This is a genomic window from Microbacterium sp. H83 (genome assembly GCF_001650405.1).
In the GTDB taxonomy this organism is placed as follows: domain Bacteria; phylum Actinomycetota; class Actinomycetes; order Actinomycetales; family Microbacteriaceae; genus Microbacterium.
Genome location: NZ_LWCU01000053.1, coordinates 142,893 through 154,345, shown reverse-complemented (window position 1 = coordinate 154,345; position 11,453 = coordinate 142,893). Strand labels below are relative to the sequence as shown.

The 11,453-nt window shown below is 70.0% G+C and carries 10 protein-coding genes and 2 pseudogenes; 4 read left to right on the top strand and 8 right to left on the bottom strand.

Annotated elements, in window-relative coordinates; genetic code table 11:
- Positions 1–94: 94 nt before the first annotated feature.
- From mnhG to A4X16_RS17615, 7 genes and pseudogenes are all read right to left on the bottom strand, one after another.
- Positions 95–466 (bottom strand): annotated as a pseudogene (gene mnhG / locus A4X16_RS15570) (monovalent cation/H(+) antiporter subunit G); the annotation flags it as partial.
- Entirely contained in the window at positions 463–732 is a 270-nt protein-coding gene (locus tag A4X16_RS15565) for a monovalent cation/H+ antiporter complex subunit F (RefSeq protein WP_067122263.1), read from the bottom strand. The gene A4X16_RS15565 and the pseudogene mnhG, both read right to left, overlap by 4 nt.
- Positions 729–1,346 (bottom strand): Na+/H+ antiporter subunit E, encoded by a 618-nt coding sequence (locus tag A4X16_RS15560; RefSeq protein WP_067122260.1) that lies wholly within the window; start codon positions 1,344–1,346, stop codon positions 729–731. Before A4X16_RS15560 ends, A4X16_RS15565 begins: the two co-directional genes overlap by 4 nt.
- Positions 1,343–2,896 carry a Na+/H+ antiporter subunit D gene (locus tag A4X16_RS15555; protein WP_067122258.1) on the bottom strand — a complete coding sequence of 518 codons (1,554 nt, stop codon included), beginning with the start codon at positions 2,894–2,896 and terminating at the stop codon, positions 1,343–1,345. Before A4X16_RS15555 ends, A4X16_RS15560 begins: the two co-directional genes overlap by 4 nt.
- Before the next feature lie 299 nt (positions 2,897–3,195).
- Positions 3,196–3,711, bottom strand: a pseudogene (locus tag A4X16_RS15550) (Na(+)/H(+) antiporter subunit C); the annotation flags it as partial.
- Positions 3,711–6,653, bottom strand: a complete 2,943-nt coding sequence (locus A4X16_RS15545) for a Na+/H+ antiporter subunit A (RefSeq protein ID WP_067122254.1) — start codon at positions 6,651–6,653, stop codon at positions 3,711–3,713. The pseudogene A4X16_RS15550 and the gene A4X16_RS15545, both read right to left, overlap by 1 nt.
- Before the next feature lie 125 nt (positions 6,654–6,778).
- A complete protein-coding gene (locus A4X16_RS17615; RefSeq protein WP_231880396.1) occupies positions 6,779–6,988 on the bottom strand; it encodes an FCD domain-containing protein in 210 nt (69 codons plus the stop codon).
- On the opposite strand from A4X16_RS17615, the gene A4X16_RS18365 reads away from it, so the two are divergent.
- From A4X16_RS18365 to A4X16_RS15535, 3 genes are all read left to right on the top strand, one after another.
- Positions 6,945–7,082 carry a hypothetical protein gene (locus A4X16_RS18365; RefSeq protein ID WP_231880398.1) on the top strand — a complete coding sequence of 46 codons (138 nt, stop codon included), beginning with the start codon at positions 6,945–6,947 and terminating at the stop codon, positions 7,080–7,082. The two genes, A4X16_RS17615 and A4X16_RS18365, sit on opposite strands and share 44 nt — an antisense overlap.
- A 13-nt stretch (positions 7,083–7,095) precedes the next feature.
- Positions 7,096–7,422 (top strand): L-rhamnose mutarotase, encoded by a 327-nt coding sequence (locus tag A4X16_RS15540; protein WP_067122251.1) that lies wholly within the window; start codon positions 7,096–7,098, stop codon positions 7,420–7,422.
- Between the two features lie 92 nt (positions 7,423–7,514).
- Positions 7,515–9,017, top strand: a complete 1,503-nt coding sequence (locus tag A4X16_RS15535; protein ID WP_067122248.1) for a hypothetical protein — start codon at positions 7,515–7,517, stop codon at positions 9,015–9,017.
- Positions 9,018–9,038: 21 nt separating this feature from the next.
- Here the strand turns inward: A4X16_RS15535 and A4X16_RS15530 are convergent, their stop codons facing one another.
- Positions 9,039–10,103 carry a LacI family DNA-binding transcriptional regulator gene (locus A4X16_RS15530; RefSeq protein WP_067122246.1) on the bottom strand — a complete coding sequence of 355 codons (1,065 nt, stop codon included), beginning with the start codon at positions 10,101–10,103 and terminating at the stop codon, positions 9,039–9,041.
- Positions 10,104–10,163: 60 nt separating this feature from the next.
- Between A4X16_RS15530 and A4X16_RS15525 the strand changes: the two genes are divergently transcribed.
- Positions 10,164–11,420, top strand: coding sequence for an MFS transporter (locus tag A4X16_RS15525; protein ID WP_082914511.1), 1,257 nt, complete (start codon positions 10,164–10,166; stop codon positions 11,418–11,420).
- Positions 11,421–11,453 lie beyond the last annotated feature (33 nt).

The following is an 11,453-nucleotide window of genomic DNA, read 5'->3' as shown; positions in this document are numbered from 1 at the left end:
CGTCTTCGGTCTCAGCATCCCCGACGCGGTCGTCGACGTCGCGGTCCTCGTCCTCATCCTCCTGGGCGCGATCCTGTGCCTCTCGGCGGCGGTGGGTCTGCTTCGAGTCGGCGAGCTCGTCGACGACGAGGCTCCGCTCGTCCGTCGTGCCGTTGCGGTAGGCCTGTCGACCGACGATGTGCGCCGAGAGCGGCGCGGTGGCGAACTGCATGAGCACCACCGGGGCGACGAGGGCGAGTCCGACGAGGATGCCGCCGACTGTACGCATGGACAGCGCGATCGCGAGGCAGATCAGCACGAGGCCGAGCACCTGCGGCTTGGTCGCGGCATGCAGACGCGAGGGCACGTCGCGGAACCGCAGCAGACCCACCGCCGCCGAGAGGCACAGGATCGCGCCCAGGAGGATGAGGACGAGGACCGCGACGTCGACGACCGCGTCGGGGATGCTGAGACCGAAGACGTTCATGGCGTCGTGTTGTCCCTTCTCGCGACGAACCGGGCGACGGCGATGGAGCCGAACACCCCGACAGCGGCGATGATGAGCATCACCGGGATGTTGCGGGTGTGCCCGTTGATCGCCATCTCCGCACCGAGCACGCACATCACCTCGGTGAGCAGCACGTCCGACGCGACGGCGCGGTCGAGGATCGACGGCCCGCGCACGATGCGGATGATCGTCAGGATCGCGGCGACTCCGAACACGACCATGATGGCCATGAGCAGCACGTTCATCGGACACCGCCCTTCGACGATCCGGCATTCCGGCCGGGCACATCGGCACGCGCCGCTCGCTCATCGGCCTTGAGGGCACGGTACTGCTCCGGCGCGCCGAGCGCACGCACGATCCGTCGCTCCCACCGGAGCACACCCGCACGCTGCTTCTCGACGTCCTCGAGGCTGCGGACGCCGATCACGTGCAGATACAGGATCTGCCGATCGCGGTCGGCCTCGACAATCAGCGAACCCGGGATCAGCGACGACACGACGGACACGTGCGTCATCATCAGGTCGTCCGCGTACTTCAGCGGAACGGCGATGATCGCCGCACCGGGCTGCCGTCGGAGATCGAAGACCTGGGCCGTCACCGAGAGCGCGCCGCGCAGCATCGCGAAGAGGAACTGGATCACCAGCAGCGCCGCGAACCAGAGGTTTATCCGCCCGGACAGCTCCACCGTCGGCAGGCGGAAGACCCTGGTCACGAAGACGGCGACGACGAGACCGCTGAGGAAGGCCAGCACCGTGAACTGGCCCCACAGCAGCATCCACAGCACGACGAGCCACGCCAGGAAGGGCAGCTGCACGCGCAGGTCGCGCCAGAAGTGGCGGCCGGTCTCGGTGGGGCTCATCCGTCCACCTCGTCTTCGAGCTGCACGAGACTCACCGGGTTGAGCAGCGCCTCGCCGATCCGGTCGCACAGCGCGTACAGCGGTCCGGCGAAGACCGTCAGCGCCACGGTGACGCCGACCATCCCGGCCGTCGCGACGGTCATGATCTTCGGGATGCGACGGCGCTCCTGCTGCTCGTCGGCGGCGGGCGCGTTGCCGAGGTGCGAGATGCGGCCTTCGGTCTCGGTCGAGTCCTCCTCCTCCCGCCAGAACGCGAGGTTCCAGGCGCGCATCAGCGCGTAGAGGGTGAGGAGCGAGGTGACGATGCCGCCGAAGATCAGCACGATCATGAGCGGCGTACCCACGGAGGCAGCGGCCTCGAACAGTGCGAACTTGCCGATGAAGCCGGAGAACGGGGGGAGCCCGCCCAGGTTGATCGCGGGGATGAAGTAGAGTACGGCGATCACGGGCGCGACCTTGAGCAGGCCCTTGACGCGCAGGATCGACGTGCTGCCCGCGCGGCGCTCGACGAGGCCGACCGAGAGGAACAGCGTCGTCTGCACGATGATGTGGTGGACGATGTAGTACACCGTCGCACCGATCGCCGCGGGCGTGGCGATCGCGAGTCCGAAGATCATGTAGCCGACGTGGCTCACGAGGGTGAACGACAGGATCCTCTTGAGCTCGGCCTGCGCGACGGCGCCGAGCACCCCGACCACCATCGTCGCCAGCGCGATGATCAGCAGCAGGGTGTCGATGCTGTTCTCGGCGAACAGCTGGGTCTCGGTGCGGATCAGCGCGTACACGCCGACCTTCGTCAGCAGTCCGGCGAAGACGGCGGTGACCGGAGCCGGAGCGGTGGGGTACGAGTCGGGCAGCCAGAACGACACCGGGAAGATGGCCGCCTTGATGCCGAACGCCACCACGAGCATGAGGTGCAGCACGAGCTGCGTCTCCTGCGGAAGCTCCGTCATGCGCTCGGCGATCTGCGCCATGTTGACGGTGCCGAGCGCGCCGTAGATCATCGCGATCGACGCGAGGAACAGGATCGACGACACGAGCGACACGACGATGTAGACCGCGCCGGTGCGGATGCGGGATTCGGTGCTGCCGAGTGTGATGAGCACGTACGAGGCGACGAGCAGGATCTCGAAGCCGACGTAGAGGTTGAACAGATCGCCCGCGATGAAGGCGTTGAAGATGCCCGCGGCGAGGATCAGGTACGACGGGTTGAAGATCGAGATGGGGGTCTCGTCCGTGCCGTCGGCGGCACCCTGACCGATCGAGAAGAGGAGGACCGCCAGCAGCACGATGCTCGAGATGAGCACGAGGAGCGCGGCCAGCCGGTCGACGTAGAGCACGATCCCGAACGGGACCGGCCAGCCGCCCACCGAGACGGCCAGCGGAGCACCCGCGTCGACGGCGAACAGCAGCACGGCCGCGATCACGGAGACGACGGCGAGGGTGGCGACGGTGACGAACGCCTGCAGACGCGGATTGCGTCCGAAGATGAGCGTGACGGCGGCGCCGAGCAGCGGCAGGGCTACGAGGAGAGGGACGAGAGCGCTCATCTGCGGTCCTCCCCTTTGTCGGTGCTGTCGGGTCCGGCGGTGTCGGATGCGTGCGGCTCGGAGCCCGTGTGCTCGGGAGCGCTGTCGGCGGATGCGGTGTCCGAGGCCGTGTCGCGCGCGGCATCCGCCGCATCCGTCTCGTGGGCCTCGGAGGCGTGGGTGTCGGCATCGGCCTGGAAGGTCGAGGCGTCCTCCCCGTCGCGGGGGTCGTCGGGCGGGGCCGATTCGTCGGTGAGCACGGCGATATCCGCGTCCGGTTCCGCTTCCGCGTCCGCATTCGCATTCGCATTCGCATCCGAGTCCGCCGATCCGGATGCCGTCGGCCGATCGACCGGGGCATCGTCGTTGATCGCGGGGTGGTCGCGCATATGGAGCACCGTGATCGGCGCGGTCTGCACGCCGACGAAGTCCGTCGTCGCCTCGTCGTCGACGTCGGACTCGTCGTCCATGAGGTCCTCGTCGGCATCCGTGCGCTCGCGCAGGGCGATGTCGGCCTCGTCGTCCTCGACGGTGTCGGCCTGACCCAGCTGCCAGGAGCGGTAGATGAGGGCGAGGAGGAACGCCGAGACGGCGAACGTGATCACGATGGCCGTGAGCGTCAGCGCCTGCGGCAGCGGATCGCTGAGGTCGCCCTCGGTGCCGTAGAAGGGGGCCTTGCCCGGGACGCCCATCACGATCAGGAGCAGAAGGTTCGTGGCGTTGCCGAGCAGCAGGAATCCGATGAGCACGCGGGTCAGGCTGCGCTCCAGCATCGCGTAGACGCCGCAGGCGAAGAGCACGGCCATGATCACGATGAGGGTGAGGGAGACGTCCATCAGAGGGTCACCCCCCGCTCTCGGAACTCCTGCGCCTGACGGTCGACCTCGGCGCCGAGGCTGCGCAGCACGTCGAGCACGAGACCGATGACGACGAGGTACACGCCGACGTCGAAGATCGTCGAGGACGAGAACTCCATGGGGCCGATGCCCGGGATCTCCCACTGCCAGTACTGACTGGCGAGCGGCGCCCGACCGAAGAACAGCGGCACGACGGCGGTGCCGACCGCGAGGACGAGACCCGTGCCGAGCAGCCGACCCGCATCCGTCGGGGCGGCGGCGCCGAGCTCCCACCGACCGCCCGCGATGTAGCGCATGACGAGCGCCATGCCCGCGACGAGGCCACCCGCGAACCCGCCGCCCGGGAGATTGTGGCCCGAGAACAGCAGGAAGATGGACACCACGATGATCGTGTGGAACAGGATGCGGACGACGACCTCGAGCAGGATCGACCGGTTCTCGGGCTTCATCTTCTGCCCGCCGACGAGCCAGGCGCGCGGGTTGCTCTCGTTCTCGGAGGTCTGGAAGCGCACGCCCTCGGTCGTCTCGACGAGCGGGCGGCTGAGAGTGCGACGACGCCGCGCCTTCGGCAGGGTCTTGGTCGCCGCGAGCATGTCGGCGCGGTGGGTGACGAACACGAGCGAGGCGACGCCGGTCGCGGCCAGCACGAGCACCGACAGCTCGCCCATGGTGTCCCAGCCGCGCAGGTCGACGAGCGCGACGTTGACGACGTTCTTGCCGTGGCCGATCTCGTAGGCGAGCTTCGGGAAGGCGCCTGAGATCGGTTCGGCGACGCGCGACTGGGTCGCCACGATCGCGACGAGCGCCATCGTCAGGCCGACGCCGATGCCGAGCAGGGCGCGGGGGACCCGGCCGACGGATGCGTTGTGCTCGCCCATCCGCGCGGGAAGGCGGCGCAGGACGAGCGCGAACGTGACCATCGTCACGGTCTCCACGAGGATCTGGGTGAGGGCGAGGTCGGGCGCACCGCTCGTCGCGAACAGCACGACCATGCCGAGGCCTGTGATCGACACGAGGACGACGCCGGTGTACCGCTTCTGCGCCCGCACCGCGAGCACGCCCGCGACGGCCATGAGGGGTGCGACGACGAGCTGGGCCGGCGTGTGCCAGGCCGAGAGCTGGAAGCGGTCCACGTCGCTCGCGAGCAGCGCGGTGATCTCGGCGGCCACGAAGACGACGAAGATCGTGCCGACGTAGACGGGGAGCGAACCGCGCTGGGTGAGGGTCGTGCTGAGCACCGAGAGGCGGTCGACGCCGCGTACGACGAGGTAGTAGACGTCGGCGGCGGTGAACGGCACGATGCGCTTTCTGCGGTCCCACCCCGTGCGGACCGTCAGGAGGAAGAGCGCCGCCCCCAGCAGGCCGGTGAGGATCGAGATGCCGAGCGCCGGCTCGAGGCCGTGCCACAGAGCGAGATGGCCCGGTCCTTCGACCGCCTCGCCCGTAGCGTCGAGCCCCGGTGTCGCCGTCAGCGCGTACCCCTGCAGAGCGGTGTCGAGCGCCGGAGCACCGATGCCCGCGGCGAGCGTGACACCGGCGAGGATGATGGGCGCGGAGAGGAAGCCGACGGGAGGGTCGGGCCATGCCGTATCCGGCATACGGTCGCCCGTCGCGTCGCGCTTGGTCCAGAACGCACCCCAGAGGAAGCGGATGCCGTATGCCGCGGTGAGCATGGATCCGAGGCTCACGCCGATGATCGCCACGACGCCCCAGGGCGAGCCGTGCAGGGCATCATCGAGCAGTGCGGTGAGGGTCGACTCCTTGGCGACGAATCCGATCGTCGGAGCGATGCCGACCATGGAGGCGATGGAGATGAAGGCCGCGGTCGCCATCACCGGCGCCTGGCGACCGACGCCGCTCAGCTCGGTGATGTCTCGCGTCGACAGCTGGCGGTCGATCACGCCGACGATGAGGAACAGCGCCGACTTGAACAGGGCGTGCCCGATCACCAGGGCCGCGCCGGCGAGGGCGCTGGCCTGCGTTCCGTAGCCGACCACCACCGAGAAGAACCCCAACTGGCTCACGGTGCCGAAGGCGAGGATGCGCTTGAGGTCGGTTTCGCGCAGGGCCTGGATGCCGCCGAGGAGCATCGTGACCACGCCCAGCGTGATGATGATGGGGCGCCACGGCCCGGTGAACGCGAAGATCGGCGCGAACCGGGCGATGAGGTAGATGCCGGCCTTCACCATCGCGGCGGCGTGCAGGTAGGCGCTGACGGGGGTCGGGGCCGCCATGGCGCCGGGAAGCCAGAAGTGGAAGGGGAAGACGGCGGACTTGCTGATGGCTCCGACCAGGAGCATGATCACGGCTGCGTCGACGACGGGCCCGGTCGGCACGATCTCGAGGATCTCGCGGATGCTCGACGTGCCGGCGTCGACGACGAGGATCACGACGCCGACGAACATCACGAGGCCGCCGAGCGTCGTGACGAGCAGAGCCTGCAGTGCGGCGCGTCGACTGGCGGCACGACGGCGGTAGTGCCCGATCAGGAGGTACGAGAGAATGCTCGTCACCTCCCAGAACATCACGAGCACGACGAGGTCGTCGGTGAGGACGAGACCGTACATCGCGCCGGCGAATCCGAGCAGGACCGCGGAGAACTGGCCGATCCCGGCGGTGTCGTCGAGGAAGTACCAGCGGCAGTAGAGGAGGACGAGCGCGCCGACGCCCGACACGATGAGCGTCAGCACCCAGCCCAGCACGTCCATCTGCATCGACAGGTTCAGACCCAGCTGAGGGATCCACGCGACCGACTCGAACGGCGCGGGGCCGTCGATGACCTGCGGTGTGAGCACCAGCGCGTGGACGAAGGCCGCGGCAGGGATGAGAGCGGCGACGGCGAATGCCTGAGACCCCAGCCAGCGCACCAGAACGGGCATCAGGAGAGACCCGAGGAGGAACACCGCGAGGAGCGTCAGCATATACGCGGCTCCTCAGGGCTCGTCGGCCGAGGGGATACGGCGCAGGCGGGCGGGCAGGTGTCAGATTCCAGTTTACCCGGCGTTAGGGAACCGTAAGGCCACGAGCGCGAAGAAAGACCGTCGCGCTACTCCGATGCGCCCTCCGCACGGCGGGCGAGAGCGGGTCCGAGACGCGCATACGAGTTCGCGATATGGGCTCGCATCGCCGTCGCCGCGGCATCCGGATCCCGCTGACGCAGGGCCTCGAGGATCCCGTCGTGCTCGGCCGCGCCTGACGCCGTCCGACGAGCCGTGGCTCCGGTGCTCGATGTGACGACGGCTCGCGTCGGCGACATCCCGATTGCCGCGGAGCGACAGGACGGTGCCATCCTGGTCGAGAGGGCGGATGCCGCGACGCCGATCGCGATCTCCTTCCGCCCCCGGGACTGACGAGAGGCCTCACATGCGCATCGCCCTGCACTCCGAGATCCGCGACGGCGCGATCGACGACTACCGCACGAATCACGCGACGATCCCGGATGCTCTCGCGGCGACGTTCGCGCGGATCGGCATCCACGACTGGACGATCTGGCGCTCCGGCCGACGGCTCTTCCACCTCGTCGAGTGCGACGACTGGGATGCGGCGGTCGCGGCGCTGGCCGACGACCCCGCCGACCACGCGTGGCAGGCGGACATCGGCCGGTTCGTCGAGCTCTTCCGCGACGCCGACGGCGATGAGGGCACGGCGCCGCTCGAGCAGATCTGGGACCTTCGCGCGCAGGTCTCCTGAGCCCACCGCCTTCCGCATCGCTCACCCGGTGGTGGATCGGTCGTCGTCCCCGACCGGTGAGCGACTCAGACGCGAGATGGCAGAGTGAGTCCGTGACACGAGCGTGGGTGCGGGAGCTTGCGGGGTGGACGCTGGCCGCCGCCGTCGCCCTGGCCACGGCGGCATCGGTCGCGTCATCCGCTCGAGCCGAGCTGCTCTTCCGCGACGGCGACTCGCTCATCGTGGCGATGCTCTCCCGCTCCGTCCTCGCGGGGGAGCCGTTCGACTGGGCGCTGTCGAGCGTGCTGTTCCTCCCCGAGACCGCGCTGTTCACCGCTCTCGATGCCCTTCTCCCCCTCGACGCGAACGGCCTGCTGGCCCTGAGCGCCGTGGTCAACCAGCTCGCGCTCTTCGGAGCCATCCGGCTCGCCGCCGGTCCGGTGCGGGAGGGCCGGTCGCCCATCGCGTGGTCGGTGGCCGCGATCCTCGCGTTCGGCGTGATCGCCGCGACCGAGACCTCCTCCTCTCGCGACGCGCTCGAGCTCGCGTCGCTGCAGCTCACGACGACGTACTACTCGGCCACCGTCGTCGCCGTCGTGCTGATGATCGGCATCCTGCGACGCTCCGTCGACTCCCGCGCGCGCCTCCGGCTTCCGGTCATCGCCTCGGCCGCGCTCGCGGCCGTCTCGACGCTGACGAACCCGCTGTTCGCCGCGTGGGCGGTCGCGCCGCTGTCCCTGGTGCTTCTCGTGCTCGGGCTGCGGACGGCGGCTCTGCGCGTGCGGTTCCTCGTGCTGACCGGTGCGCTCCTCGGCGGCGCCGCCATCGGAGCCGTCGCACGTATTCCGCTCGCGGCATGGATCGCGAACACCGGTGCGGGGTACGCGCAGCCGAGTCGATGGCGCGAGTCCCTGTCGTATCACGGCGATCTGGTGATCGAGCGCCTTCAGTCCCCCCTCGGCCTCGCGTCAGCCCTGGTGATCGCGGCACTCCTCGGTCTCGCGGTGCTGCGGACCGTCCGCGCGGCGAGCGAGGCCGAGCGCCTGGTCGCCGTCGTGGCGTGGGTCACTCCCCTGATCGTCCTCGTGGGTGCCGTCGCGCTCGGCACACACGCGGCGCGGTATCTTCAACCGCTCGTCCTCCTGCCCGTCCTCGCACTCGTCTCGTCGCTGCGGACCGCACGCCTCTCCGCGCCGCTGAGACGCACCTTCGCCGCAATCGCCGCCGTGCTCCTGGTCGCGGTCGGGATCCTCGGCATCCCGCGCCTGGCCGCTGCGGCGACCGTGCCGGACCCGGATCTGGACTGCGTGACCGCGTGGATCGACGGCTCGGGTCGCATCGGCGCCGGCCAGTTCTGGACCGTGCGCCTGCCGAAGCTCCATCTGGGGGACCCGTCGCAGCTCGTGCAGGTCGATCATCGGCTCGACGCGTACGCGTGGCTGGTGAATCGCGCGGACTTCGACGCGGGGGAGGTCACGTTCCTCCTCGAGGACGCTCAGACCGTCGGGTGGGATCTCCCCGACGACGTCGACCCCCTGAGGACCGTGGAGTGCGGGCGCTACTCCATCCTCGACTTCGAGACGACACCGCTGCCTCTCGGCCCCGCGCACAGCTGAGCGCGCTCCGCGCCCGCTCGCTCAGCGCGCGGCGGGAGGCGCGGTCGTGGTCCCCGCGCGGAAGCGGCAGGTGAGGTGCAGGGTGATACCCGGTTCCCCACGCAGCATCCGCGCGACCTGCTCGCCCGCGGCGCGTCCCTTCTCGACCGCGGGCTGCACGCTGGTCGTGAGGACGAGGTCTCCGAGCCCGTCGGCGGCGATTCCGTCGAAGCCCGCGACCGACAGGTCCTCGGGAACGCGGAGCCCCGCCTCCTCGGCCGCGCGGATGACGCCGACCGCCAGCAGATCGCTCTGCGCGAGGATCGCCGTGGGTCGCGCTGCGGGATCGGCCAGCAGCATCCGGCCGACGATCAGGCCCTCGTCGATGAGGCTCCCTGACGCCGAGATCGCGAGCGCGTCCGGGAAGATCTCGCGCATCCCGGCCAGCCGGTCCCGCGTGACGTCCACCGTGGCGGCCTCGAGCCGCTCCGGCGTGACCGGACCCCGCTCGCGTTCGCTGTCGAGCGACAGGGTCACGAGCGCGACATCCCGGTGCCCGAGGTCTCGCAGGTGTCGCGCGACGTCCGCGGCCGCCGCGGTGTTGTCGAGCGTGATGCGGGGGATGCCCTCACCGGCGTCGCCCTCGATCACGACGACCGGGAGGCCACGGCTGCGCACGACGTCGAGCGACGCGCGCGTGCGCCCCGAGCACCCGATCAGCACGACCGCATCGACCGGGGCGCTGGCCAGCGCCGAGCCGTCGTCGCCAGGCTCGTCCCGCATCAGCAGGATGCCCGCGCTGAGGTCGGCGAGGCCGTCGGTCAGGCCGTCCATCATCGCCGTCGTGACCGGGTCGAGGAACGCCGTGCGGAGGTGTCCTTCGAGGACGACCGCGACGATCCCGCTGCGGCCGCGGCGCAGCGACGCCGCTCGTGGATCGGGCCCTGCGTAGCCGAGCTCGGCCGCCGCGGCGAGCACTCGCTCCCGCGTGGCCGGGGCGACGTTGGCCTTCCCGCTGAAGACGACCGACGCCGTGGAGGTCGCCACTCCCGCCTCACGGGCGACGTCGGCGATGGTCGCGCGGCGCGGCGACTCCTGGCTGCTCATACTCCGAGGATAGCCGCCCCGTCCCCCCGCAGATCGAATCGATTCGATATGCTGTGGCTCATGGACACCGCCCTCACCCGCTCCCAGTACGTGCGCTGGCGGACCGCGATCTTCGCGATCTTCCTCGCCAGCGGTCTGTCGATCGCGACCTGGGCTTCGCGCGTCCCGTCCATCAAGCTCGCCCTCGAGGTCGACAAGGCGCAGGTCGGCATGCTGCTGCTCGGCGCCGGCATCGCCTCGATCATCGGCATCTCGACGAGTCCCGCGATCATGGCCCGCACCGGTGCTCGTCTGGGCATGATGGTGTCCATCGCCACCTTCGCGACCGGCGTCGCGCTCATCGGGATCGGCGCGAACGTCCTCGGCTCGTACGCCGTCGTCCTCATCGGCCTCGTGCTGTTCGGCCTCGGCAACGGCTGCGTCGACGTGATGATGAACGTCGAGGCGACGGCGATCGAGCAGCAGTCGGGAAAGACGATCCTCCCGCTCTTCCACGCCTTCTTCAGCTTCGGCACCGTCATCGGCGCCGCGCTCGGCGCTCTCGCCGCCCAGCTGCAGATCGACGTCTTCACGCACACGCTCACGGTCGCGGTCGTGATCGCCGTCATCGGCGTCATCAGCATCGCCAACGTGCCGCGCCGCGAGGAGGCGCTCGACCCCTCGTCCGCTCACGACGAGAAGGCGCCGTGGCGCGAGCGCATGCACACCGCGCTGGTGGCCTGGCGCGAACCCCGCACGTACGCCATCGGCGTCGTGATGCTCGGCATGTCCTTCGCCGAGGGAGGCGCCAACGACTGGCTGGCGCTGGGCGTGGCGGAGGACCACGGCGGCGGATCCGCCCTCGGCGCCGCGGCGCTCGCGACGTTCTCGGTCGCGATGACGGCCGTGCGGATCTTCGGCGGGCCTCTCGTCGACCGGTTCGGCCGCGTCGTCGTGCTGCGCGTGCTCGCGGTGGCCGCCGCCTCCGGAATCCTCCTCTTCATCCTGGCGCCGTCTCTGCCACTCGTCTTCGTCGGCGCGGCACTCTGGGGAGTCGGCGCATCGCTCGGCTTCCCGCTCGGCATGTCCGCCGCCGCGGACGACCCGGCGAAGGCGGCTGCGCGAGTCAGCGCCGCCGCGACGATCGGCTACATCTCGTTCCTCGGCGGCCCGCCGGTGCTGGGCTTCATCAGCGAGCACATCGGTCTGCTGAACACGCTGTTCATCCTCGTCGGCCTCGTGGTGCTCTCGGGACTGTTCTCGGGAGCCGCGCGGCCGCTCCGCGCCGAGGAGATGTCGTCTCGCACGGCCGCGTCGGCGTCGACGCGCCAGGGGTGAGCGGCGGTCCGTCAGTGCACGTCGCCCGACGAA